28 protein-coding genes and 1 riboswitch are annotated in these 22,552 nt (G+C 62.1%); of the genes, 17 read left to right on the plus strand and 11 right to left on the minus strand.

Annotated elements, in window-relative coordinates; genetic code table 11:
- Position 1: 1 nt before the first annotated feature.
- The 17 genes from NPS47_RS22520 to NPS47_RS22600 all read left to right on the plus strand — a co-directional run bounded on the left by NPS47_RS22520 (position 2) and on the right by NPS47_RS22600 (position 13,225).
- On the plus strand, positions 2-661 hold the full coding sequence (locus tag NPS47_RS22520; protein ID WP_274297003.1) for an SCO family protein: 660 nt from the start codon (positions 2-4) through the stop codon (positions 659-661).
- A complete protein-coding gene (locus NPS47_RS22525; RefSeq protein ID WP_274296963.1) occupies positions 658-1,314 on the plus strand; it encodes an SCO family protein in 657 nt (218 codons plus the stop codon). Before NPS47_RS22520 ends, NPS47_RS22525 begins: the two co-directional genes overlap by 4 nt.
- 5 nt (positions 1,315-1,319) lie before the next feature.
- On the plus strand, positions 1,320-2,855 hold the full coding sequence (locus NPS47_RS22530) for an ABC transporter substrate-binding protein (RefSeq protein WP_274296964.1): 1,536 nt from the start codon (positions 1,320-1,322) through the stop codon (positions 2,853-2,855).
- A complete protein-coding gene (locus NPS47_RS22535) occupies positions 2,852-3,496 on the plus strand; it encodes a SurA N-terminal domain-containing protein (RefSeq protein ID WP_274296965.1) in 645 nt (214 codons plus the stop codon). The genes NPS47_RS22530 and NPS47_RS22535 overlap by 4 nt, the downstream gene beginning before the upstream one ends.
- Before the next feature lie 229 nt (positions 3,497-3,725).
- Complete coding sequence (locus tag NPS47_RS22540) at positions 3,726-4,259, plus strand: response regulator (RefSeq protein WP_274296966.1); 534 nt, start codon at positions 3,726-3,728, stop codon at positions 4,257-4,259.
- A gap of 53 nt (positions 4,260-4,312) precedes the next feature.
- Positions 4,313-6,016: a GspE/PulE family protein gene (locus NPS47_RS22545; protein ID WP_274296967.1), complete on the plus strand. Its 1,704-nt coding sequence runs from the start codon at positions 4,313-4,315 to the stop codon at positions 6,014-6,016.
- The gene (locus tag NPS47_RS22550) at positions 5,997-6,785 is read left to right on the plus strand and encodes a hypothetical protein (RefSeq protein WP_274296968.1); all 789 of its coding nucleotides are present in this window, start codon (positions 5,997-5,999) and stop codon (positions 6,783-6,785) included. The genes NPS47_RS22545 and NPS47_RS22550 overlap by 20 nt, the downstream gene beginning before the upstream one ends.
- Position 6,786: 1 nt before the next feature.
- On the plus strand, positions 6,787-7,329 hold the full coding sequence (locus tag NPS47_RS22555; protein WP_274296969.1) for a PilN domain-containing protein: 543 nt from the start codon (positions 6,787-6,789) through the stop codon (positions 7,327-7,329).
- The gene (pilO, locus tag NPS47_RS22560; protein ID WP_274296970.1) at positions 7,316-7,864 is read left to right on the plus strand and encodes a type 4a pilus biogenesis protein PilO; all 549 of its coding nucleotides are present in this window, start codon (positions 7,316-7,318) and stop codon (positions 7,862-7,864) included. Before NPS47_RS22555 ends, pilO begins: the two co-directional genes overlap by 14 nt.
- Entirely contained in the window at positions 7,864-8,364 is a 501-nt protein-coding gene (locus NPS47_RS22565; RefSeq protein WP_274296971.1) for a hypothetical protein, read from the plus strand. Before pilO ends, NPS47_RS22565 begins: the two co-directional genes overlap by 1 nt.
- Entirely contained in the window at positions 8,361-10,184 is a 1,824-nt protein-coding gene (locus NPS47_RS22570; protein ID WP_274296972.1) for a secretin N-terminal domain-containing protein, read from the plus strand. Before NPS47_RS22565 ends, NPS47_RS22570 begins: the two co-directional genes overlap by 4 nt.
- A gap of 3 nt (positions 10,185-10,187) precedes the next feature.
- Positions 10,188-10,661, plus strand: coding sequence for a type II secretion system protein (locus tag NPS47_RS22575; protein WP_274296973.1), 474 nt, complete (start codon positions 10,188-10,190; stop codon positions 10,659-10,661).
- Between the two features lie 5 nt (positions 10,662-10,666).
- Positions 10,667-11,041 carry a type II secretion system protein gene (locus NPS47_RS22580; RefSeq protein WP_274296974.1) on the plus strand — a complete coding sequence of 125 codons (375 nt, stop codon included), beginning with the start codon at positions 10,667-10,669 and terminating at the stop codon, positions 11,039-11,041.
- Positions 11,016-11,546, plus strand: a complete 531-nt coding sequence (locus NPS47_RS22585) for a type II secretion system protein (RefSeq protein WP_274296975.1) — start codon at positions 11,016-11,018, stop codon at positions 11,544-11,546. Before NPS47_RS22580 ends, NPS47_RS22585 begins: the two co-directional genes overlap by 26 nt.
- On the plus strand, positions 11,543-11,938 hold the full coding sequence (gene csgE, locus NPS47_RS22590; protein ID WP_274296976.1) for a curli production assembly/transport protein CsgE: 396 nt from the start codon (positions 11,543-11,545) through the stop codon (positions 11,936-11,938). Before NPS47_RS22585 ends, csgE begins: the two co-directional genes overlap by 4 nt.
- Complete coding sequence (locus tag NPS47_RS22595; RefSeq protein ID WP_274296977.1) at positions 11,935-12,354, plus strand: curli assembly protein CsgF; 420 nt, start codon at positions 11,935-11,937, stop codon at positions 12,352-12,354. The genes csgE and NPS47_RS22595 overlap by 4 nt, the downstream gene beginning before the upstream one ends.
- 28 nt (positions 12,355-12,382) lie before the next feature.
- A complete protein-coding gene (locus tag NPS47_RS22600; RefSeq protein ID WP_274296978.1) occupies positions 12,383-13,225 on the plus strand; it encodes a CsgG/HfaB family protein in 843 nt (280 codons plus the stop codon).
- Positions 13,226-13,363: 138 nt separating this feature from the next.
- Here NPS47_RS22600 and NPS47_RS22605 read toward each other — a convergent pair whose 3' ends face one another.
- The 11 genes from NPS47_RS22605 to NPS47_RS22655 form a co-directional block, all read right to left on the minus strand.
- Positions 13,364-13,609: a DUF1272 domain-containing protein gene (locus tag NPS47_RS22605; protein WP_274296979.1), complete on the minus strand. Its 246-nt coding sequence runs from the start codon at positions 13,607-13,609 to the stop codon at positions 13,364-13,366.
- A 14-nt stretch (positions 13,610-13,623) separates the two neighbouring features.
- A complete protein-coding gene (gene cobM / locus NPS47_RS22610) occupies positions 13,624-14,370 on the minus strand; it encodes a precorrin-4 C(11)-methyltransferase (RefSeq protein ID WP_274296980.1) in 747 nt (248 codons plus the stop codon).
- A gap of 27 nt (positions 14,371-14,397) precedes the next feature.
- Complete coding sequence (locus NPS47_RS22615; RefSeq protein WP_274296981.1) at positions 14,398-14,799, minus strand: cobalamin biosynthesis protein; 402 nt, start codon at positions 14,797-14,799, stop codon at positions 14,398-14,400.
- 5 nt (positions 14,800-14,804) lie between these two features.
- Entirely contained in the window at positions 14,805-15,497 is a 693-nt protein-coding gene (locus NPS47_RS22620; RefSeq protein ID WP_274296982.1) for a CbtA family protein, read from the minus strand.
- A gap of 10 nt (positions 15,498-15,507) precedes the next feature.
- Positions 15,508-15,693 carry a CbtB domain-containing protein gene (locus NPS47_RS22625; protein WP_038611292.1) on the minus strand — a complete coding sequence of 62 codons (186 nt, stop codon included), beginning with the start codon at positions 15,691-15,693 and terminating at the stop codon, positions 15,508-15,510.
- A gap of 122 nt (positions 15,694-15,815) precedes the next feature.
- A riboswitch (cobalamin riboswitch) is annotated at positions 15,816-16,036 on the minus strand.
- 34 nt (positions 16,037-16,070) lie between these two features.
- The gene (locus tag NPS47_RS22630; RefSeq protein ID WP_274296983.1) at positions 16,071-16,397 is read right to left on the minus strand and encodes a hypothetical protein; all 327 of its coding nucleotides are present in this window, start codon (positions 16,395-16,397) and stop codon (positions 16,071-16,073) included.
- Positions 16,384-17,082: an AzlC family ABC transporter permease gene (locus tag NPS47_RS22635; protein WP_274296984.1), complete on the minus strand. Its 699-nt coding sequence runs from the start codon at positions 17,080-17,082 to the stop codon at positions 16,384-16,386. Before NPS47_RS22635 ends, NPS47_RS22630 begins: the two co-directional genes overlap by 14 nt.
- Complete coding sequence (locus NPS47_RS22640; protein ID WP_274296985.1) at positions 17,072-17,989, minus strand: sugar phosphate isomerase/epimerase family protein; 918 nt, start codon at positions 17,987-17,989, stop codon at positions 17,072-17,074. The genes NPS47_RS22635 and NPS47_RS22640 overlap by 11 nt, the downstream gene beginning before the upstream one ends.
- A complete protein-coding gene (locus NPS47_RS22645; RefSeq protein ID WP_274296986.1) occupies positions 17,986-20,202 on the minus strand; it encodes an ATP-grasp domain-containing protein in 2,217 nt (738 codons plus the stop codon). The genes NPS47_RS22640 and NPS47_RS22645 overlap by 4 nt, the downstream gene beginning before the upstream one ends.
- Positions 20,203-20,399: 197 nt before the next feature.
- Positions 20,400-21,680 carry an aminotransferase class I/II-fold pyridoxal phosphate-dependent enzyme gene (locus NPS47_RS22650; protein WP_274296987.1) on the minus strand — a complete coding sequence of 427 codons (1,281 nt, stop codon included), beginning with the start codon at positions 21,678-21,680 and terminating at the stop codon, positions 20,400-20,402.
- Positions 21,680-22,432 (minus strand): 2OG-Fe dioxygenase family protein, encoded by a 753-nt coding sequence (locus tag NPS47_RS22655; protein WP_274296988.1) that lies wholly within the window; start codon positions 22,430-22,432, stop codon positions 21,680-21,682. Before NPS47_RS22655 ends, NPS47_RS22650 begins: the two co-directional genes overlap by 1 nt.
- Positions 22,433-22,552: the final 120 nt, after the last annotated feature.

Here is a 22,552-nt window from a genome sequence, read left to right on the forward strand (position 1 = left end):
AATGCTCGATCGCTGCAGAATTTTCAGCCTCTGCCTGCTGGCCGTTGGTTGTGGTTTCGCCCAGGCCCATGGCGGTGTCGATCACGGCGGCCATGATGACCACAGCGGCCATACCGCACCTGCTGCCCATCAGGAAAAGACCTCGGTGCGCTTTGCCGATGTCCAGCTGCTGGACCAGAACGGCATGCCGGTGCGCCTGGAGAAGGACCTAGTGGCTGACCGCCTGGTGGTCATGGGCTTTATCTACACCAGCTGCACCACGGTCTGCCCGGTGGTGTCCTCGATCATGGCCAAGGTGCAGAAGCAACTGGGCGGGCGGGTCGGCGATGAGGTGCAGCTGGTATCGATCAGCGTTGACCCGCAACGCGACGACTCCAAGCGCCTGCAGGACTACGCCAAGGCCTTCCAGGTCGGGCCGGGCTGGAGCTGGCTGACCGGTACGCCCTATGCGGTGAATGAAACCCTCAAGGGCCTGGGCAGTTTCAGCGCCAACCTCAGCGAGCATCCGCCGCTGATCCTTGTCGGCGACGGTCGTAGCGGCAAGTGGACGCGGTTCTACGGCTTTACCGATCCGGCGCTGCTGGTCAGTGAAATCGATCGTCTCAGTGCCCGTCGTGTGCATGCCAAGCACACCGCTATCGCCCAGGAGGTGCTGCCATGAGCGCCGCAACTTCGGGCCGAGCGGTCATGCGCACGGCCGACTGGCTGGCCCTGGTCGCCTGCCTGTGGATCCTGAGTTCGGTGGCGTTTGCCCATGAAGGGCATGCGCCCGCGGCGAGCCCCAGCCCCAGTGCCGTCACGCCGACCGCTGGCACCCATGACGCCCAGACCTACTTCACCGACAGCCTGGTACAGGACCAGAACGGCCGTAGCCTGCGCTTTTACTCTGATGTGCTGAAGGACCGGGTGGTGCTGCTCAATGTCATCTTCACCCACTGCAACGATGCCTGCCCGTTGATCACCCGCAAGTTGCGCGAGGTGCGCGAAGCGCTGGGCGAGGAGGCGGCCAGCAAGGTGACGTTCATCTCCTTGAGCAGTGACCCCACCAACGACACCCCGGAGGTGCTCAAGGCATTCGCCGAAAAGCAGGGTGTTGACGGCCCCAACTGGTTGTTCCTGACCGGTGACAAGGCGCAGATGGACCTGGTGCTGATGCGCCTTGGACACCTGATCCCCAGCCCCGAGCAACATTCGACCCAGCTGATCGCTGGCGATGTGGCCAACAAACGCTGGAGCAAGATCCGCCCCGACGCACCGCCCGTGGCCATTGCCCAGCGCCTGCAACTGCTCTCGCAACCGCTGGCCGGACGTTGAACATCATGACCATGGCGCTGCGTACCGGGACCCTGCTGCTGATGCTGATCGCCAGCAGCGTTGCCCTGGCCCTGGACCTGACACCGGCGGAACTGGCAGGCAAACGTTTGTACCGCGAAGGCCTGTCGAGCAGCGATGCGCAGGTGTCGGCGCGGGTCGGTGCCGCCGACATGCTGGTGCCGGCCAGCGTTGTGCCCTGTGGCAGTTGTCACGGTGCCGACGGGCTAGGGCGCGCCGAGGGCGGTGTACGGCCACCACTGCTGAGCTGGCAACGTCTGGCGCTCGGGCAGGGATTACGCAGCAGCAATGGCCGGACCTACCCGGCCTACACCGAGTCCAGCCTGGCGCGAGCGATTCAGCAAGGCCGCGACCCGGCGGGCAATCGCCTGGATCCGGCGATGCCGCGCTTCGTCTTGAGCACGGCTGACCAGCGTAACCTCACGGCGTACCTCAAGCGTCTGGCCGATGACCGCGATCCAGGCGTGGAGGAGCAGACGCTGCGCCTGGGTACCTTGTTGCCCACTGAGGGCCCGCTGGCGGGGTCGGCACGGGTGGTAGCGGCGGTGCTGGAGGACCGCATCGAACAACTTAACCGCCAAGGCGGCATTCATGGCCGTCAGTTGCAGTTGATCAATGTCGATCCCGGGCCCGATCCGGCCAGCGCCGAACAGGCGCTCAGCCAGTTGCTTGAGCAGGCGCAGGTGTTCGCGTTGATTTCGCCGCTGGCGCCGGCCCTGGATGCGACCCTGGCCGTTCGCCTGGAGCAGGCGCGGGTCCCGATGATTGGCACGGCGCCGTTGCTGACCCGCAGCACGCAGATCTTTGACCCGTTACCCGGGCTGGATGAGCAGTTGCTGAGCCTGGCCGACTATGCCCAGGTCAATCTGGCGCTGCGGCAGGCCGGTACGCGGATTATCTACACTGACCCGGCCCAGGCGAGCCTGGCCGCTCACCTTGAACAGCAACTGCAACATCGTGGCTGGAGCGACGTCAAGGCCCAGCCGCTGAGCGAACAGGCGCCGGAAGGGCAGGCGCTGTTCTTTCTTGGCCAGGGCGAAGATTTCGCCCGCCTGACCACACAGCTGCAACAGGTCGGTCGCACGCCCTACCTGTTTGCCGCCGCCAATCAGGTCTCCAGCCAGTTACCGCAAGTGCCTGATGCCTGGTCGCGGCGGGTGTTCCTGGCGTATCCCTTCGTCCCCGATGACTGGACGCCAACGGGGCGCCAGGCGCTGAGCGACATGCGCCAGCGCCAGGGGCTGGACGGTCGTCAGGGCGTGTTGCAGGTCAGCACCTGGTGTGCCGTGCAACTGCTCGGTGACGCGCTCAAGCGCGTCGGGCGTGATGCCAGCCGCGAAAAACTGATCCAGGCGCTGGAGGGCCTGCACGATGTCCAGACTGGCCTGACGCCGCCACTGAGCTTTGGCCCGGGCCGCCGTCAGGGGCTGGCCGGGGCGCATGTGGTGACCCTGGAAATGCCCGGCCCGGTGTTTTATCCGGTGGCGGCCTATCGTCCTGTCGCGGAGGTGAACGCGCCATGAAACTGCTCACGCTGTTGTTATGCCTGGTAGCGCTGCAGGTGCAGGCCCAGGAGGGATTACCCGCCGCCCAGGTCAACGGCGTGGCGATCAGCCAGATGCGCCTGGAACATTACTTTGCCGACTACCTGCAAGCCCAGGGCCGGGCCCTGACCAGCATTCGCAACCCGAGCGTGTACAAGCGCTTGCGTGAGCAGGCACTCAATGACCTGATCGACAAGGAACTGCTCTGGCAGGAAGCCCAGCGCCAGGGCATCGAGATCAGCGACAGTGAGGTGGACACGCAGATCGAACAACTGCGTCAGGCACTGGGCACCGGCAAAAGTTTTGAGCAGCGTCTGGCCGATGCCGGTTTCGACAGCACTAGTTTTGCCGACTACACCCGCCATGAGCTGGCCGCACAGCAGGTCTTCATGCAGGCCTCTCAGGTGCCGGAGCCTGCTGCGCCCGAGGTCCGCGCTTTTTACCTGGCAAATGCGAATTCTTTTCAACAGCCACAGAACCAAAGTGCTAGCACTTCTGTCGAAGATGAGCAGGGGCTGGAACTGGCAAAACGTGTACTGATCGATCAACAACAGTCGCAAGCGCGTCATGCCTTGCTACAGCGTCTGCGTGACGCCGGGCAGGTGCAGCGACTTGACTGACGGCTCATCCGACCCCCAATGTTGGGGATACCAGTGGAGGCAAAACGCCAGCCGGCCCCCAGGATTGGGGGACGGGCCTTGGCCCATTTGCGTCTACTCTTAAAGAATCAACGACATAGCACATTGATAAGCGGTGTCTCTGGTCTGGCACGAAGCATGCGTAAGCCTGTACAAGGTCGCACTTCGCCAGACCGGGAAACCGGGCCTGTGGTGCTTGAAGGAGTCGATCTTGGTTAACACAGTATTGGTAGTCGATGACGAACAGACCCTTGCGGGCAATATCCAGGCTTACCTGGATGCGCAAGGCCTGAACGTCCATGTTGCCTACGACGGAGCCAGTGCCATCGGTGAAGCCGAGCGCACCCAGCCCGACGTGATAGTGCTCGATTATCGCTTGCCCGACATGGAGGGGTTTCAGGTACTGGAGGCTGTGCGCAAGAACAGGAACTGTCATTTCGTGCTGATCACTGCCCATCCGACCGCCGAGGTCCGTGAGCGTGCTACCCAGCTGGGCGTCAGTCATATCCTGTTCAAGCCTTTTCCGCTGGCGGAACTGGCCCGCGCAGTCAACGACCTGATGGGCATCAAGCGAGAGGACGGGAGCGAGGGCAACGCGGACACAGGGTTCGTCGAACGGCGCCAGAGCAGGAGTGAGAGTTTCCCCCTGCAGTTGTTCGACGGTAGTTGGGTGCTGGCAGATCGCCGACGTAAAGGCGACAGGCAAGCGGAACCAGACGACGACCAGCTGCTCACCGGGGAATAACGCGCGAGCAAACCTGAACATGGCTTGCCGCGCCCCGCGCTGGAGTGCAAGTCATGGAAACCGTGTCGCTCGCTGTTGTCTCCACCCAGGCATGCGCCCCCGCAGTCCTCGGGCGTGAATTGCTGGCCCAGGCACGCGCCACCGCTGAACAGAGCGCAGAACGCCTGCTCGATACCCTGCAACGTTTGAGTGGCCTGAACCCTGCCGAGTTTGTCAGCCGTCTGGGCGCCACCCTGCATTATCCGGTACTGGACAGCCAGGCGCTGTTTACCGCCACACCGCTGTTCGACCGGGTCAGCCTGGCTCAATGCCTGAAGCGCGAATTCCTCTTTCTCGAACATGACGGCCAGGCCCTGGGCGTGTTCGCCGACCCCTTCGACACCGCGCGTCTGGCCTGGATCGATGAGTGCCTGCAAGGTGCGCCGCTGTACCTGGTCGAGGCCGCCGACCTTGCCGGTTTCCTGGCCCGCCACGAAGAAAGCTTTCACGCCGTCGACTCGCTGGACACCGAAAGCGAGGCCGTCAACGAACTCGACACCCTGCAAAGCCTGTCGCTGGCCAGTATCAGCGAAGACCAGAGCCGGGTGGTCAAACTGGTCAACTCGACCCTCTATGACGCCCTGAAGATGCACGCCAGCGACATTCACCTGGGGGTGACCGGCACTGGCCTGGTGATCAAATACCGCATCGATGGTGTGCTCAACAGCATCAGCAAGGTCAGCGGCAGCGAGTTCGCCGAACAGGTGATCTCGCGGATCAAGGTCATGGCCGAACTGGACATCGGCGAAAAGCGCGTGCCTCAGGACGGTCGCTTCAAGATCGGAATCAGCGCCCGTCAGATCGACTTTCGCGTGTCGATCATGCCAAGCATTTTCGGTGAAGACGCGGTGCTGCGGGTGCTCGACAAACAGGACCTGGCCGATCGCGTCAGCGGTGTCCAGCTGCAAGCGCTGGGCTTTGAAGACCAGACCCTGCGCAGCCTGCGCCGTCTGGCCAACGAGCCCTACGGCATGATCCTGGTCACCGGCCCCACCGGCAGCGGCAAGACCACCACCCTCTACGCCATGATCAGCGAGATCAACCACGGCGTGGACAAGATCATCACCATCGAAGACCCGGTCGAGTACCAGCTGCCAGGGGTGCTGCAGATTCCGGTCAACGAGAAAAAGGGCCTGACCTTCGCCCGTGGCCTGCGCTCGATCCTGCGCCATGACCCTGACAAGATCATGGTCGGCGAGATCCGCGACCCGGACACCGCACAGATCGCCGTGCAATCGGCGCTGACCGGGCACCTGGTGTTCACCACCATTCACGCCAACAACGTCTTTGATGTGATCGGCCGCTTCAGCCAGATGCAGGTCGATCCCTACAGCTTCGTTTCCGCCCTCAACGCGGTGCTGGCCCAGCGCCTGATTCGCCTGGTCTGCCCGCACTGCGCCAGCCCTCACCAGCCCAGCGATGAAGAGCTCAGCCTTTCCGGCCTTGAAGCGGGGCAGGTGGGCCACTACCGGTTCGTGCACGGCAGCGGTTGCGGCCAGTGCCGCGGCAGCGGTTATCGCGGACGTACGGCGATTGCCGAGCTGCTGCACCTGGACGATGAACTGCGGCAAATGATTGTTGAACGTCGGCCCCTGGCACAGATCAGGACCCTGGCCTGTCAACGCGGCTTGCGCTTGCTGCGCAGCTCGGCACTGGAACTGGTGCGCGATGGCCGGACCACTCTGGAGGAGATCAATCGTGTCACATTTGTCGCCTGATCGTTTTATCGCCGTGCTCGGCGCCCAGGGAGTCGGCCTGTGCCAACGCCTGGGATCGGAACAACACTGGCTGGGCAGCCTGGGCTTTATCGCCGAGCGCAGCCAGGCCGCCCACCTGGCCCTGGACACGCTGCACCGCCTGCTGGCTGAACAGTCCTGCAAGGGCGCCGAACTGCAGTTGTTGCTGTCGGCGCAATATTGCCGCTTCTGCCTGGTCCCCTGGAGCGCGGCCATCAGCCGTCCTGATGAGCTGCAACAGTATGCCCGGGCGTGCTTCGAAGCCCATTACGGGCAGAGCCTGGACGGCTGGCGCCTGGTGGTTTCGCCGGAGGCAGCAGGGCTGGCACGCATCGCCACGGCGGTGCCGGAAGCGTTGCTGCAGCGGCTGCATGAGCACTGCCGTGACCTCGGTTTGCGCCTGCGCTCGGTCCGGCCGTATCTGATGGCGGCCTACAACCGCTTTGCCGAACAACTGGGGCAGAGTGACTTTCTCTTCGTACTCGCCGAACCCCAGCGCACAGTCTGCCTGCTGGCGCAAAACGGCGTCTGGCGGCAAGTCAGTGCCCAGGGCGGCAGTGACAGTGACGCGGCCCTGCAAGCATTGATTGCCCGCCAGTGCGAGCTCAATGCCCAGGACCGCGAGCTGCCGGTGTTCCTGCATGCGCCAGGCCGCCAGGAACAACCGCCGGCGCTCGATGGCGTGCACCTGTGCGAGCTGGGCGGCGACACAGCCGATGTGCTGTGCCGCATGACCCGGGCGGTGGCCTGAAATGCGCCGCCTGGAGCTGGACTTTCAGCCGCGGCGCACCGCGCTCTCGGCCTGGGTGCTGCTGGCTGCGGGTGTCGGCCTGCTGGCGGGCGCCGTGGTCCTGGCGCAAGGTTTCGGCCAGCAGCAGGCGGCGCTTGAGCACCAACTGGAGGCGTTCGAGCGGCAACTGGGCAAGCGCCCCGAACACGTCGCCTCACTGACCCCGGCACAGAGCCGCGAGCAAGCCGAGAAACTGGCGCAGATGCGCAGTGTCTCGCAGCAACTGCAGCGGCCCTGGGAACGTCTGTTCGACATGCTTGAAGCCTTGCCGCAGGACGACGTGGCACTGCTGACCCTGACCCCAGATGCGCGTAAGGGACAAGTCCGTATCAGCGCCGAAGCCCGCGACCTGGAAGCCATGCTGACCTTCCACAAACGCCTGGAAGCAAGTGACGAGCTGCGCGATGTGTCGTTGCTCAATCACGAAATCATGGCCAAGCAGGCCGAGCATCCGGTGCAGTTCAACCTGTCCGCCACCTGGGAGATCGGCAATGCCCATCCATAGCCTGATTCTTCATGAGCGTGCCCGGCAGCTGGGTGTGGTTGGCCTGGCAGGCGGCACCCTGGTAGTGCTGGCCTTGCTGTATGGCGCCGCAGTGGTACTGCCGCAATGGCAACAGTTGCAACAGCAGCAGTTGCGCAGCGCCGAGGCTCAGGAACAGGTGCAGCAGCTCAAACGCGGCGACCTGAAACTGCCGCAAGTGCCGCAGCATGAACTGGAAGACTTTCACAAACAGCTGCCGGCCCAGCCTCAGGCCACTGTGGCCATCGACCGCATCTACAGCCTGGCCAAAGCCGAGCGCATCAGCCTGGCGCGCGGTGAGTACGCTCTGGGCGTCGATCCGAAGACCCAGCTGGCGCGCTACCAGATTCTCCTGCCGGTACGTGGCAGCTATCCGCAGATCCGCCGCTTCGTCCACGCCTTGCTCGGCCAGTTGCCGGCGCTGGTGCTTGAAGACGTCGACCTGCAGCGCAAGAAGATCGGCGACAGCGAGCTGACCGGTCGCCTGCGTATGACCCTTTATCTGTCGAGGTCATGATGAATATTCAACGCCGTCTGGCCTGGCTGGGCTTTCTCGGATCTGCTGCGGTACTGGCCTGGGCGCCGGGATACTTCTTCGACGACGAGTCGGCTGACAGCGAAACCGCCGTTGCCGTCGCCGACAAGGCCGCCGTTGCGGCCAGCCAAGCCGCTGCCCAAGGGGCCAGGCCTGCCGATCTGAACTTGCAGGACCTGTTCCCGAGCAAGAGCTGGAAGCCGGTGGCGCAGATGGCCACGGTCACCGAACAACCGGTTGCCGTCGCGCCAGTGGCCTTGCCGCCAGCGGCACCGGCGTTGCCCTTCCAGTTTGTTGGCCGTCTGGATGACCGCGACGATCAGCAAGTGTTTCTGCAAAGCGGCGAGAAACTCTACGTCGTGCGCCGCGGCGACGTGATTGATGACATTTACCGGATCGAGCACATCTCCGCCACGGAGCTGAGCATGGTCTACCTGCCGTTGCACTTGTCCCAGACTTTGTCTGTAGGGAGCGCACCATGATTTCGTCCAGGCACTGCAACAAGGCGCCATACCTGATGCTTGCACTTTGCGTTGCCCTGGCCGGCTGCGGCACCAGTGGCGTGCGCAAGGATGGCCAGGCGTTGATCGCTGAAGGGCAATACGAAGCCGGCGTTGCCATGATGGAAGAGGCACTCAAGGAGAACCCGCGCGACACCGAGCTGAACATTGCCGTGATCCAGGGCCGTCGTCAGTCGGTTGAAGCCTTGCTGACCCAGGCCGACAGCGACCGCAGCCGCCATGATTTTGCCGGGGCACGCATGGGCTACGGACGGGTGCTGAGCCTGGAGCCAAACAACCGCCGGGCCCAGGAAGGGGTACGCCAGATCGAGCAGATCGACAACATCGGTGAGCGCGTGGCCCTCGGGCAGGCGGCGTTGCGCCAGGGCGATCTGTTCGGTGCCGAGCGGCACATGCGCGAAGTCCTCCTGCTTGATCCGCAGAACCAGGATGGCCTGGCCCTGCGCAAGGACATCGAACTGGTACAAAGCCGCACCGCGCAGCCCAATCCGCAACTGCGGACCAAGATGGAGCGCCCGGTGACCCTGGAGTTTCGCGACGCCAACCTGAAAACCATTTTCGAAGTGCTGTCGCAGGTGGCCGGGCTCAACTTCATCTTCGACAAGGACATGCGCCCGGACATGAAGGCCACCATCTTCGTGCGCGATGTGCGCATCGAAGACGCCATCGCCCTGCTGCTGGAGCAGAACCAGTTGCACCAGAAAGTGGTGAACGACAACACCTTGCTCATCTACCCGGACTCGCCGCAGAAGACCAAGGATTACCAGGAACTGGTGATGCGCACCTTCTACCTGACCAGCATCGACTCCAACACCGCGCTGAACATGGTCAAGACCATGCTCAAGACCCGTGATGTGTTCGTCGATGAACGTCTCAACACCCTGACCATGCGCGACACTCCCGACGCCGTGCGCATGGCCGAGAAACTGCTGCAGTCGCAGGATCAGTCCAACCCGGAAGTGGTGCTGGAAGTGGAAGTGATGGAGGTGGCCCGCTCGCGGATCCTCGAGCTCGGCCTGCAGTGGCCCAATACCTTCGGGGTGCTCAACGAAGACGGCAAGTCAGTGGAAACCCTCGATCAGTTGCGCGGTATCGACTCCTCGCGGATCACCATCTCGCCGTCGCCGCAGGCCAAGATCAACGCCCAGGACAATGACATCAACACCCTGGCCAGCCCGGTGATCCGCGTCAGCAACCGCGAGCAGGCGCGCATCCACATCGGTCAGCGGGTGCCAATTGTCAGCGCTACGTCGGTGCCTTCGACGCAAGGACCGGTGATCACCGAGAGCATCACCTACCTGGATGTCGGTCTCAAACTCGAAGTCACCCCGGTGGTGCACCTGAACAACGAAGTGGCGATCAAGGTGTCGCTGGAAGTCAGCAACGCCAAGCCGCTGGAACCGACTCGCCAGGGCACCATTCCGGTTCAGGTCGACACCCGCAACGCCCAGACCAGCCTGCGTCTGCATGACGGCGAGACCCAGGTGCTGGCGGGGCTGGTGCGCAATGACGACGGTGCCAGCGGCAACAAGATTCCGCTGCTTGGCGACATTCCCGGCCTGGGCCGGCTGTTCGGCAGCAACCGCAATGACAAGAGCCAGTCGGAGCTGGTGCTGTCGATCACCCCGCGCATCGTGCGCAACCTGCCGTACCAGAGCCCGTCGGACATGGAGTTCCCGTCCGGCACCGAAACCAGCATGCAGATCCGCAACCTCAATCGCCCGATCGAGGTCGACGACGAGCAACCGCTGGCCGCTGTACCGACTGCGGTGAGGCCTTAAACCATGAAACGCTCGATGGCAGGTTTCAGCCTGATCGAAGTGATGCTGACCCTGGCGCTGCTCGGGTTGCTGGCTTCGATTGCCGCACCGCTGACCGAAACCCTGGTACGCCGGGGCAAGGAGCAGGAGCTGAAGACCGCGCTGTATCAGATACGCGATGCCATCGACGCCTACAAACGCGCCTTCGACGCCGGTTACATCGAAAAATCGCTGAATGCCAGCGGCTATCCACCCAGCCTGCAGGTGCTGGTGGACGGCGTGCGCGATGTGCGCAGCGCCAAAGGTGCCAAGTTCTATTTCCTGCGGCGCATCCCCCACGACCCGTTGCTCAGCCACAAGAAGGATGACGAAGGCGGCTGGGGGCTGCGTGCTTACGACAGTTCGGCGCAAAGCCCGCGTGAAGGGGAGGACGTCTTCGACGTTTACTCCAAGGCAGCGGGCAAGGGCCTTAACGGCATCGCCTACGGACAATGGTGACCAGCATGCGACGCAACCAAGGCTTTACCCTGATCGAGTTGCTGGTGGTGATGGCGATCATCGCCACGCTGATGACCATCGCCATGCCGCGCTACTTCCAGAGCCTGGAAACCTCGCGCGAGGCCACCTTGCGCCAGAGCCTGGCGGTGATGCGCGAAGCCCTGGATCACTACTACGGCGACACCGGCCACTATCCCGAGTCGCTGGAGCAACTGGTCGAACAACGTTACCTGCGCAATGCGCCACTGGACCCGATCACCGAGCGGCGCGACGGCTGGCAGGTGGTGGCGCCACCGGAAGGTGTGGGCGGTTCGGTGGCCGATATCAAGAGCGGTGCAACCGGGAGGGCGCGTGATGGCAGCTTATATGCCGAGTGGTAGCGCCGCCGAGGCGGGCTTCACTTACCTGGGGGTGCTGTTGCTGATTGCGGTGACCGGCATCGCCCTGGGCTCGACCGTCAGCCTGTGGTCGACCCAGGCCCTGCGCGAACGCGAACGTGACCTGCTGTGGGTCGGCACCCAGTATGCCCAGGCCCTGCGCAGCTACTACCGCGACTCGCCAGGCCTGGCGCAGTACCCGCAGACCCTCGACGAATTGCTCGAAGACCCGCGCTATCCCAACCTCAAGCGCCACCTGCGCCGGTTGTACCCCGATCCGATCACTGGCAGCGACGACTGGGGCTTGCTGCGCTCCATCGACGGGCGTATCACCGGGGTGTACAGCCAGTCTGAGCAGGCCCCGCTGAAACAGACCGGCTTTGCCGCCCAGTGGTCGGACTTCGAAGGCATGGAGCACTACTCCGACTGGCAGTTCGTGGCCGAGAAAGCCTTCTCCGAATCTGCCGCCAGTGGCCGCAAGGGCATGGCTCAGGGAGCAGCGCAATGAACCGCCAACTGACGGCCTGCGCGCTGGCCCTGGTGCTGCTGGCCGGCACCGCCCGCGGCGGCGCCGAGGACGAGATGATGGGCTTTATCGTCGATAACACCATCTCGCACATCGGCCACGACTTCTATTACAGCTTTGCCGAGCGGCTGCGTGCCACCAGCCGCCTGGATTTCAACCTGGTGGTACGCGAGCGGCCGGACGCACGCTGGGGCAGCCTGGTTACGGTCGAGTATGAACAACGCGTGGTTTACCGCCGCTTTCTGCCACCCAACACCACCGAGCTGAAGGACGCCGCGTATGAGGCGGCTGACCTGGTCAAGGCGCAGATCATCCAGCGCAAGTTGCAGATGCTGCTGCAGGACACCACTGATCTCGAGAGGGACGAGCTATGAATAACAACAATACCCGCCGCCTGGCCTCCCTGGTTCTGCTGACTGCCCTGGGCAGCCAGGCCAGTGCCACGGAACTTGTGTACACCCCCATCAACCCCGCATTTGGCGGCAACCCGCTCAACGGCACCTGGTTGCTCAACAACGCCCAGGCCCAGAACGACCACGAAGACCCGGCGATCAAAGACCGTGCTTCAGCGCTTGCGGGTACTTCCTCTCTGGAGCGCTTCACCAGCCAGCTCGAGTCACGCCTGCTCTCGCAACTGCTCAACAACATCAATAACGGCACCACCGGCAGCCTGCAGACAGACGCCTTCATCATCAATGTGCTCGACGACTCTGGGGCCTTGACCATCCAGATCACCGATCGTGCAACAGGCGAAATTTCAGAAGTTCTGGTGAATGGCCTGAACCCTTGAAGGGTGGGGGCAATGGGGAGTGACAAACATGAAACGAATTCTGACCACACTGCTGATCCTCGCCATGCTGCAAGGCTGCAACTTGCGCAAACCGATGCCGGCCGAGCAGGATGGCGAAAGCCCGACGCTGACCCCGCGGGCTTCGACCTACTACGACCTGCTCAACATGCCACGGCCCAAAGGTCGGCTGATGGCGGTGGTGTATGGTTTCCGCGACCAGACCGGGCAATACAAGCCAACCCCGGCCAGCTCGTTCTCGACCAGCGTCACCCAGGGCGCGGCAAGCATGCTGATGGATGCCCTGCAGGCCAGCGGCTGGTTCGTGGTGCTGGAGCGCGAGGGGCTGCAGAACCTGCTGACCGAACGCAAGATCATCCGCGCTTCGCAGAAAAAGCCTGACACGCCGGTGAACATCCAGGGCGAACTGCCACCCCTGCAAGCGGCCAACCTGATGCTTGAAGGCGGCATCATTGCCTACGACACCAACGTGCGCAGTGGTGGCGAAGGGGCGCGCTACCTGGGTATCGACATCTCCCGTGAATACCGGGTCGATCAGGTGTCGGTCAACCTGCGGGCCGTGGATGTGCGCAGTGGTCAGGTGCTGGCCAACGTCATGACCAGCAAGACCATCTACTCGGTCGGACGCAGCGCCGGGGTGTTCAAGTTCATCGAGTTCAAGAAACTGCTCGAAGCCGAAGTGGGTTACACCACCAACGAGCCGGCGCAGCTGTGTGTGCTGTCGGCCATCGAATCGGCGGTGGGGCATCTGCTGGCCCAGGGGATCGAACGGCGCTTGTGGCAGGTGGCGGGCGATAACAGCGGCGACAATGCGACCCTGGACAAATACCTGAGTCAGTATCAAACCCCATGAGTGGGGGGAGGGCAACACCGGTGGGAGCGGGCTTGCTGTGGGAGCGGGCTTGCCCCGCGATTGAGCCAGCTACATCGCTTCGCGGGGCAAGCCCGCTCCCACCGGGGGTATCTGCTCCAACCAGGCAGTTGTCGTCTGTCAGTGTGTCGGGCAGCCCTGTTCCTTGACGATCCGCTGGGTTGACGCCGGATACTTGGCCAGCTTCGCCGCCGCCCGTGGCGGTCGCTTCACCAGCTCACCACCACAGTTGGGGCACTGGCCCTTGAGCTGACGCTCATTGCAGTCCTTGCAAAACGTGCATTCAAACGAACAGATCAACGCATCCTGGCTGTCACCCGGCAGGTCACAGCCGCAGCATTCACAGTTAGGGCGCAATTCGAGCATGGTCAGGTCCTCTGTCAAGGGCGATAGAGATGGGCATGGCTGGCGCGGTACAGCGCCGACTCGGAAAAGCTGTCACTGGCCAGTACCCTGCCGACCAGGATCAGTGCGGTACGGCGAAAGCCCTTGGCCTGTACCTGCTGGACAATACCATCAAGGGTACCCAGCACCCAGTCCTGGTCCGGCCATGTGGCGCGATGGACCACCGCAATCGGGCAATCGCCACCGTAATGCGGGCGCAGTTCCTCGACGATCTTCTCCAGGTGCTTGACCCCCAGGTGAATCGCCAGGGTACTGCGATGGCGAGCGAGGTCGGCCAATTGCTCACCGGCGGGCATCGGTGATTTGTCGCCGTAGCGGGTGAGGATCACGGTCTGGGCAATGTCCGGCAGCGTCAGTTCGCAGCCGAGCAGGGCGGCGCTGGCGGCCACGGCAGTAACGCCCGGGATGATTTCGTAGGGAATCCCCAGCTCGCGCAGGTAGCGAATCTGCTCACCGATGGCGCCGTACAGGCTGGGGTCGCCGCTGTGTACCCGGGCCACATCATGACCGCGGTCGTGCGCCTGCTTGATCGCTTCGATGATCTCTGCCAGATGCAGCTCGGCACTGTTGATGACCGTCTCGGCGCGATGCCCTTCGAGCACGGCGGCCGGTACCAGGGAACCGGCATAGATGATCACCGGGCAGCGATGGATCAGACGCTGGCCCTTGACGGTAATCAGCTCGGGATCGCCGGGGCCGGCACCGATGAAATAGACGGTCATGCAGAATCCTTGAAGAGAAAGCGCGGATTATCCGCCAAAGCCTGTGGTCGTGGCCAATGCCAGGCTGGCGTCGGCCAACAAGGTGCGGGTAACGCACAACTGTGCCGGGCCTGCGAGGTGCTCGGCTAACGCCAGCGCCGCGCTTTCGGCGACGCCATAGCAACCGCTGTGCTGGTAGGCAACGGCTGAGCGATGGCTCAGGCGGTGCTCGAAGGCGGCCAGTTGTGTGGCACTGAAGAACAGCAGGGGCACCTTGAGTTGCCGGGCCAGTTGTTGCAGGCCCGGCTCATCATGCTTGAGGTCGATACTGGCAAGGCCCGCGACCGCTGCCAGCGGCAGGTCGTGGGCCTTGAGGGTCTGTTCCAGCAGGTTGCCGAGGGTTTCGGCCGGGCAACCCCGTCGGCAACCGAGGCCGACGAACACGTGCATGGATTTCAGGCCTGGCTTGGGCGACGGAACAGCCAGGCACTGAGCAGGCCCAGGGCCAGCCAGAACGCGGCATTGGTCAGCAGCGAGGCGATTTTGAACTCGGCTTCCAGCGCTTCTGGGGCAAGCATCGCATGCACCTCTGGTTGCGGCGCGCCGATCACATGGGGCGCCACCAGCAGCACCACGCCCAGGGCTTTAAGCAGCCAGTTGGGAGCGAACACGATCATTCCGAGCCCAACCGCAGTGGCGGCAGCGGTACCTACCCACCAAGCCTGGCGCTGAGCCAGATCGGCTGCCGCAGTGCCTGGCAGTTCGGGTGGCAGGCCCAGCGTAGGCGCCAGGCAGAACACGGCAAAACCACCCAGCCCCCACAGTGCGCCACTGATCACGCTGTTTGGTGCGCGCAGGGTATAGAGTGCGGCGAGGATCAGGGCAAAGCCGACAGCGACCACCAGGTTACCGCCGGTGGTCGACAGCACGCGCTGCCAGCCATCTTCCGGGGCCCAGGCTTCGCTGTCGTGGTGGTGATCGGCGGCGACGCCCGGGGCATGTTCATGGGCTTCAACCGCAGGTGCGGCGCTTTCATAGGTTTCCGCCTGGAGAATCAGCGGCGCGACCCAGAAGCTCTGCAACAGGGTCAGCAGCAGGGCGGCCAGCAGGCCGGCAAACCCTGCGGTACTGGCAATACGCTTGATCATCGCAGGGCACTCAGTGGCAAGGGAAGGCGGCGCTGTGGCGGGTATCGTGGGCGGCGTTGTGCACCGCTTCGATATGCGAGAAACCGGCGAAGTACACCAGGCACAGGCCCAGCAGCGAGGCACCGACCGCAACCAGCAGACGCTGACTGAGGCTTGAAGGGGTAACGGCGGAGTGGCTGGCGGTACTGATAGGCATGGCGCTTTCCTCTTGGTGTTGTTCGGCAACAGGCAAGCGCAGGAAACCCCTGCACGGAACTCGCCCAGGGGTTGCAACAGCGCCCGCCCACCGCGGGTTTGTCAGGTTCAGTAGCACATTTGCGCACTGATAAGTTGCGGGCCGGTCTCCGGGCTCGCGAGGGGTGGCCTTGACCAACCTGCAGGCATCACCTTCCCATGCCGCACTGGCACAGTGGATCTGACGCTTCACTCGCTTACCGTTGCGGGGGCAGCACCGGACTGCCATGGCTTCAAAGTAAAGCACATGGTTCACCGGTTTCCCGTTTCACCCTGTGAAGGGCACCCGTAACAAGCTGTGTAGGAGAGCATGGCTGCAGGACTTGAGTCAATCGACGGCTAACGCATTGCCAGCACACCATACACACCCAGTGCGATGAGAAAGGCGTAGTAGGACTTGAGCCGCGTGCGGCTCAGTAGCCAGGCCAGCGCCACCGGCCAGATCCACAGCATCGACGAGGTTTGCAGACGGATCAGCGGATAAAGTGACCCCGCCAGCAGGCTGACCAGCATCGCCACCGAAGTGTACTTGCCGAGACGGTCGATAAAGGCGCGAACGCCGCTGGACAGCCGCTCGACTTCCACCACCAGCGGCAAAAGCCGGCAGACGGCGGAAACCAGTGCGCAGATCAGCACATACAGCCAGAACGTACTAGGGTCGGTCATAGACATAACTCGTCAGCATGGTAAGGGTGAGCACCAGCATCAGACTGATCTGCCCCAGCCAAAGCAGACTCGCTGCAGTAGCCAGCCCGGCGATCCATTGTGCGTAGAAGCTGTGGCGCTCGCGGGCCATCTTGCCGAGCGAGGCGCTGAGGAAGATCGCGATCACCACACTGACATCATCCAGCAGCGTGTTGTCGGCCAGACCGGCGAAGCAATAGCCCGCCATGGTGCCCAGCAACGCGGCGGCGTACAGCGCGAAGCACACCGTGTTCGCATAGGGACGGCTGATGGGCTGCTGTTCCTTGCGTATCGACATCAAGGTGAAGGCAGCATTGGCCATCACTGCCAGTGCGGGGACGAATGCCGTTCTGGGTCCTTCGAGGCTGGACTTCAGGCTCAGGGTGAAGATCAGAAAGCGCAGGTTGATGCTCAGCGCCGATACCAGAACGCCAAACGCGTTCAACAGATGCGCGGGGGTCTCCAGCAGGGTGAGCTGCAGCGGCGAGGCCATTACCGTGCCGCTGAACACCACCATCGTCGGCAGGTCCAGGCCATGGCGGCGCCCGAGCATGCCAATCAGGGCGAACGTCAGTAACAGCGAGAACACGAACGGCAACGCATCGCGGATGCCGGACGCTATCTCGCTGTGTGGCGCGAGCTCGAGCCGTGCGGGCTCAACCGGCATGGGCGTTGTGCTGCGCACTGGCGAGCAGGTCTTGTACACCCTCCCTGTAGGCCAGGGCTTTTTCCAGGTAGTACTCGGTGGAGAAGCGCGGGATGAACTCTTCCACCACCGCCACGCCGCGATAACCGTTGAGCGCGAAGCGGTTCAGTACATCGCTCAAGCGCAAATTGCCTTCACCAATCGGCAAGTGCTGGTGATGGGTGTCGTTAAGGTCGGCAATGTGCAGGTGGCGGGTGACCGGCGCCAGCGTCGCGATGGCCTCGAACAGGCTCTGTCCATAAGGCAGCAAGGAACATAAATGGGTTACATCTATGGTCACGTAGCAGCCGGTCTGTTGATGGAAGTACACATGCTCTTCGACGGTGAACACTGGAAACTTCGGACGCTGGCCACCCATGTTTTCCAGACACAACGCGATATCCCTTGTGTCACAACGCGCCTTGACCTGCGTGATGGCCTCGATCAGGTTCGCCATCAGCACGTGGTTGTCCAGCTGGTCCTTGTAGCCGGGATGAAACGTGACGCTGGTTGCGCCGGCTCGACGTGAAAAGTCCACTGCCGCGCACAGGCACTCAATCGCTTGGGCACGTTCATGCGAATCGCTGGCGCACAGGTTGTACTGACGCCCCCACCAACCGGCATGCACCGTCAGGGTGATCTCATTGTGCTCGATAAACTGACGGATCTGCCGGGCTAGTGCATCTCGATCATCAGCGTTCAAGGACCAGAATACGGTTTCGGCATCTTCACCTATCTCGAATTCGACCGCCTTGAAGTGCTTGGCCAGATCGGTGATCGAGCCAAGAATGTCTGCCGGGTTGTCGTATACGTTTGTGGAAAAGGAGATCTGCGGGAAATCCGCACTGATCGGTCCATCGATGTAATACAGGTTGTCTTTTGTGATCATTGCGCCTGTCCTTGGTGGGGGAACCGTGAGGGTGATATGGCAGCATTGAAGGCTTGATGGTCGTCGCCGGCGCCACAGGCCAGCAACACATAGCCGTGCCGGTCGCCGGAGCGGCGGATGGGCTGCCCGAATCTTTCGGGGTAGAGCATCGCGCGCAGCGCAAAACGGTTTCGCAGCAGGTGCGCGCGCAGGTGTTGCACGTCAGTTGCATGGTCCGCTTCGATGTAGCGGATCGCCATGTGCGTGTATTGGCGTTCGGGCGCGGGCAATGGAACGCCGGTCATCGCTGCAATGGTGGTAGCAGCCAGGTGCACGCCCGTGGTTCTCCAGACCATCTCCCAGATCTGGTCGCCGCCAAAACGGGTCTGGGTTTCGATGAAATGCAGGCGTTGACCGTCAATCTTGATCTCGGTGTGCGCCGGACCCCAGCGGTTGCCCATGCGATCGAGCAACCACAGAACCGCATCCTCGATCTGCGAGCGGCTGCTGTCGTCCAGATCGGCGGGAAAGTCATGTCCGCTTTCGACGTAACCCGGAGCGCCGCGCGTGTGCTTGCCGGTAATGCCGAGAATCCGGTGCTGGCCGTTCAGGCTAAGGGACTCGACGCTGTATTCAACACCCTTGGCGAACGCTTCGATCAGGTTGCGCCCCTGCAACAGCAGCGCGTCGACATCCTCCGGCTTGCCGATCGCGTAGATGCCTTGACTGCCCGAGCCGTTGACGGGTTTGACAATAGCCGGGCCGTGGCAGGCTACAAAGGCGCGGGCATCGTCGGCACTGTCGATGGCTGAGCAGGGCAACTCATAACGACTGCCTTTCAACAATTGACGAAACAGTAGTTTGTCGCGGCTGACCGCAACACTGTGCAGGCTGTTGTGGGCAATGCCCAGCTGCTCTCCCAATTGCGAAGCAGGCATCAGGCCCAGTTCCGAAAACGACACCACAGCATCGAACGGCCGTTGCCGATGAAGCTGCAGGATCGTTTCGCGGTAACTGGCTGGATTGGCAATGTCGGCGGTCAGTACCAGGGTCGCGTGTTGACGCTGGTAATCCGAGACCTGATCGGTTTGCTGAACGAGGGTGAAGCGAAAGCGCTGCGCTGTGTCCCAATCCAGCCCCGAATCCCGTCCACCGATCAGAAGAATGTGTTTGACCTGGGGGCCGGGGCTTTCGGCGTACACGTCAATGTCGGCGACAGCCAGCAGGGACGCGCGCAAACTGGCGCAATCGGGCTGGTGGAACTCGATGTACAGGTAATTCTGAAAGCCGTTGCTGACCGGCCCGATGCGCTCCCCCGGACTGACATAGGCATACCAGCGCTGGAAGCCGGGCAGGTGGCGGATGCGTTCGGCGTGATGCACGCCGTCGTAGGCTCTGTCTGCTCGGGCAAAGGGTGTGACGATGCCGAACGGACGCGGGGGCGTGCTGGCTTGTGGCAGCGGTTCTGCAGAAAGGGCGCGGTGGTAGCAGACGTCCAGCGGGATCTGCCAGGCCCGGCGAATCACGTGAATCCGGCTGCCGCCAGGCCGTGCGCCGACTTCCAGAATCCTCGGCCCGCTTGCAGTGAGAATAAATTCGACATGGGCAAATGTGCCTTTGAGCCCCAGGGCTTTTACGGCGTCGTGGGCCAGACGATGACAGCGATCCTTCAACGCCGCGTCGGGCTCCAGCACCGAAGGCGTGTAGCGGGCGAAGTGGTGAAAATCGTCGCGGCCGATATCTACGCCGGCAATCACATCGACCATCGGGAAACTGCTGATCGTCCCGTCAGGGCTGATGGCACAATCGATGGAGTGGTTGGAGCCTTGCAGGTACTCCTCAAGCAGTAACTGATCGGTTTCCCGGTGCTTTGTGCTCACATAGCGTTGTAGCGTCGGCCATTGGTCATGGTTGTAATCCAGCAGTTCTTGAGGGTCATGGATGCAGCGTACGAACAGGCTGCTATAGAGGTTTGCCGGTTTCAAAATGAACGGGTAGGGCAGTTCGTCGGCGCGCGCGAGCAAATCATCGATTTGCACCTCGCGCGAAACGACGTGCAAATCCGGGTTGCTCGACTGTTGGAAACATCGACGTTGCACGGCCTTGTCGAGCGTGTTTTCAACGCTTCGATGCAAATGGGCCAGCGCCGGCAATGCTGCGCACAGTCCGGCCGTGATAGCGACATATCCCTCACGAAAGTTCAGCACACTGGTGAAACCGTGCTTGTCGAGCAATTGCTGGGTCAGTTTGATCAGCTCTGCGCTGAGACCTTTGGAGAAATCGTAATGGGCTACGGGCGCAATCTTTGCTCGGTCAGCGATTTTACGGGTTGCACGGCTGTCGGCAATCAGCAGCGGTGCAATACCTTCGGCAACGAGGCCTTCGAATTCGCCATTGCGAATGTTGCCGACTATCAGGCAGCTGGGTGTGTTCATCGGAGGGGCACCTGGTCGAAGCTGTAGTGAATCCGGTTCAGACGGTGGCAAATGTGTGTCAGGCGGCTTCGGTCTGTGCCGTTCGTCCCGCCGCTCAAGGCGTTACGCAGAATCTGGGCAAGGGCGTCCAGATCCTCGCTGCTGATACCCAGGCGCGTGATCTCCTGTACGCCAAAGCGCAGGCAGTCGCGGCCATTGACACGCTTGTTGTTGACCCGGATGCCCAGTTCGTTGAGTTGTTGGGCGGCGCGCTGGCTGCAGGCGCTCTCGAGCAGTAGTAGATGGGTGTCCGTAGGGAGCACTGTCCAACCGGGGAGGTCGGCCAGCGCGTTGCGCAACTGACGGGCGTTATTGCACATGCGTTGGGCGTAAGCCTGGCCATAACGCTCCATTTCCACGAGGGTAACGAACAGTTGCAGCAATCCCGGCAGGTTGGGCGAGGACACGAGTGCGCCGCTGATGTTCTGTTCGATCTGCCTGGCAAGGTCGGCGCACCGGCAGACAATCAATGCCCGGTGCGGGCCCGGAAGTGACTTGTGGGTGTTGCCCTGAAGGATGTCGGCGCCCTCATCGAGCGGGTTGGCAAAGGCCTGGCCGGCGATAAGGCCGAGGGTGTGGGAGGCGTCGTAAATGATCAGCGTTTGGCGGTAGCCGTGGCGATTGAGCAGATCTCGCAACGGCTTGACGAGGATCGCAACTGTGGTCAGACCGTGATCGAGGAGCACGGCCGACGGTTGCTGCCCGAGGGCCTGGAGCTGTTGGTCGAACGCGTCCAGATCGATTTGCCCGTCGACGCGCAGTCTGAAAAAACGGCTGCGCCTGCCGATCTTTTGCACCAATGGCCCGGTCGCGAAATGTCCGCCGCATTCAGGTGACAGGGACAGAACGGTTTCGCCTGGTTCAGTCAATGCCGCCAGCACGCTCAGCGTGCAATGGACGCCGGAAAGAACCCGGTACTCAACGAATTCGACATTGAACATGGAATGAACGGCCCGGGTCGCGAGTGCCTTCAGCGTTTCCACTTCTGGAAAATGCTCGACCTGCATGCCGTTGAACTCGGCAGCATAACGGTGGCCCTCTGCAGTTTGGGCATTAAACAGATAACGGTCGTAATGACGGTTCTGTCCAAGTGTACGGGCAGTTTCGGACAGTATGTTCTCGTTAGCAGTCAGGGATAATGTCGATGTCCGCCGTGCAAGTGCCTGTTCAAACGCTTCGGCAATGTCCTTTTGTACATCGAGTAAGGTGGCTGGGCGTGCAGAAGTTGGATGATCCATTAGTCCCCCGCCAAGTCGAAGTCAATGATCAACATGTCACGAGTGCCAGGCGTTGAACCGTCAGGATGCGGTTGCAACGGAGAAACTTCGTGCAGAAGCGTCCGGTCATTCAACACGACTGTTTCCATGTAATCTGTCAGGGTTGCACGGAATACGGTTTCGCCATTTTCGTCAAACACCCGGCTTTCTCCGCCAATCACTGACTGGCGCTGAATCAGGTGTTGAAAGACAAAGTCATGACCATCGCGGTGTCGTCCTTCGGGCGTGGCCTGGCCTTCATTATGCTCATCGCACAAGACCCGGAATTGGTGGCAGGTGACTAGCCAGTCGCGCTGGCCGACGGTCAGCTCCAGGAGCGCCAGGTCGGCTGCCAGTAGCGTTTGCAGCACGGGCGAGCCGATAAAGGACGTTTCGCTGCGTGCATAGGTGCGTTCAATGCCACCGAGCAGCGGGTTATGGGCCGGGGGCTGAAAAAAGTTGCAGCTTTCGAGCGTTTTCCAGCGCCTGTCCTTGTGGCGATACTCGAACTTGCAGATACGCCGCTGGCGGGTACCGTTTGCTGCGCCCAGATAGATATCTGGCCGCAGGGTGTTCCAGGTTGCATTGAATGCACGGCACGTTTCGTTACCCAGTTGGGCAACCAGAGCCGCTGGATAACAAGTGCTGCTGGCGTAGAGGCAGTTACTCAGTGATTCGGAAAGTTCATACAGTGCGCTTTCGTCCGAATACCGTATCGCGCCGTTGGAACTCATGTTGCAGGCACGCGTTTGGCGTTAGAAAAAATAATTCGCAGCGGACATTTATGATAACCAATCATGCAAGAGTTCCTCTCTTGTGTGGTTAATATTCCCTGTTGCTGTCTCATGGTTTCT

Source organism: Pseudomonas putida (genome assembly GCF_028682475.1).
Taxonomy (GTDB): Bacteria; Pseudomonadota; Gammaproteobacteria; order Pseudomonadales; family Pseudomonadaceae; genus Aquipseudomonas; species Aquipseudomonas putida_AG.

Bases quoted from the DNA above. Each gene is read 5' to 3' on its own strand.
- NPS47_RS22570 (WP_274296972.1), top strand. From the start codon at position 8,361: ATGATTTCGTCCAGGCACTGCAACAAGGCGCCATACCTGATGCTTGCA.
- NPS47_RS22600 (WP_274296978.1), top strand. From the start codon at position 12,383: ATGAAACGAATTCTGACCACACTGCTGATCCTCGCCATGCTGCAAGGC.
- NPS47_RS22605 (WP_274296979.1), bottom strand. From the start codon at position 13,609: ATGCTCGAATTGCGCCCTAACTGTGAATGCTGCGGCTGTGACCTGCCG.
- NPS47_RS22595 (WP_274296977.1), top strand. From the start codon at position 11,935: ATGAATAACAACAATACCCGCCGCCTGGCCTCCCTGGTTCTGCTGACT.
- NPS47_RS22640 (WP_274296985.1), bottom strand. From the start codon at position 17,989: ATGATCACAAAAGACAACCTGTATTACATCGATGGACCGATCAGTGCG.
- NPS47_RS22650 (WP_274296987.1), bottom strand. From the start codon at position 21,680: ATGGATCATCCAACTTCTGCACGCCCAGCCACCTTACTCGATGTACAA.
- NPS47_RS22575 (WP_274296973.1), top strand. From the start codon at position 10,188: ATGAAACGCTCGATGGCAGGTTTCAGCCTGATCGAAGTGATGCTGACC.
- NPS47_RS22635 (WP_274296984.1), bottom strand. From the start codon at position 17,082: ATGCCGGTTGAGCCCGCACGGCTCGAGCTCGCGCCACACAGCGAGATA.
- cobM (WP_274296980.1), bottom strand. From the start codon at position 14,370: ATGACCGTCTATTTCATCGGTGCCGGCCCCGGCGATCCCGAGCTGATT.
- NPS47_RS22565 (WP_274296971.1), top strand. From the start codon at position 7,864: ATGAATATTCAACGCCGTCTGGCCTGGCTGGGCTTTCTCGGATCTGCT.
- NPS47_RS22625 (WP_038611292.1), bottom strand. From the start codon at position 15,693: ATGCCTATCAGTACCGCCAGCCACTCCGCCGTTACCCCTTCAAGCCTC.
- NPS47_RS22555 (WP_274296969.1), top strand. From the start codon at position 6,787: ATGCGCCGCCTGGAGCTGGACTTTCAGCCGCGGCGCACCGCGCTCTCG.
- csgE (WP_274296976.1), top strand. From the start codon at position 11,543: ATGAACCGCCAACTGACGGCCTGCGCGCTGGCCCTGGTGCTGCTGGCC.
- NPS47_RS22580 (WP_274296974.1), top strand. From the start codon at position 10,667: ATGCGACGCAACCAAGGCTTTACCCTGATCGAGTTGCTGGTGGTGATG.
- NPS47_RS22620 (WP_274296982.1), bottom strand. From the start codon at position 15,497: ATGATCAAGCGTATTGCCAGTACCGCAGGGTTTGCCGGCCTGCTGGCC.
- NPS47_RS22535 (WP_274296965.1), top strand. From the start codon at position 2,852: ATGAAACTGCTCACGCTGTTGTTATGCCTGGTAGCGCTGCAGGTGCAG.
- pilO (WP_274296970.1), top strand. From the start codon at position 7,316: ATGCCCATCCATAGCCTGATTCTTCATGAGCGTGCCCGGCAGCTGGGT.
- NPS47_RS22520 (WP_274297003.1), top strand. From the start codon at position 2: ATGCTCGATCGCTGCAGAATTTTCAGCCTCTGCCTGCTGGCCGTTGGT.
- NPS47_RS22585 (WP_274296975.1), top strand. From the start codon at position 11,016: ATGGCAGCTTATATGCCGAGTGGTAGCGCCGCCGAGGCGGGCTTCACT.
- NPS47_RS22615 (WP_274296981.1), bottom strand. From the start codon at position 14,799: ATGCACGTGTTCGTCGGCCTCGGTTGCCGACGGGGTTGCCCGGCCGAA.
- NPS47_RS22530 (WP_274296964.1), top strand. From the start codon at position 1,320: ATGACCATGGCGCTGCGTACCGGGACCCTGCTGCTGATGCTGATCGCC.
- NPS47_RS22525 (WP_274296963.1), top strand. From the start codon at position 658: ATGAGCGCCGCAACTTCGGGCCGAGCGGTCATGCGCACGGCCGACTGG.
- NPS47_RS22545 (WP_274296967.1), top strand. From the start codon at position 4,313: ATGGAAACCGTGTCGCTCGCTGTTGTCTCCACCCAGGCATGCGCCCCC.
- NPS47_RS22655 (WP_274296988.1), bottom strand. From the start codon at position 22,432: ATGAGTTCCAACGGCGCGATACGGTATTCGGACGAAAGCGCACTGTAT.
- NPS47_RS22630 (WP_274296983.1), bottom strand. From the start codon at position 16,397: ATGACCGACCCTAGTACGTTCTGGCTGTATGTGCTGATCTGCGCACTG.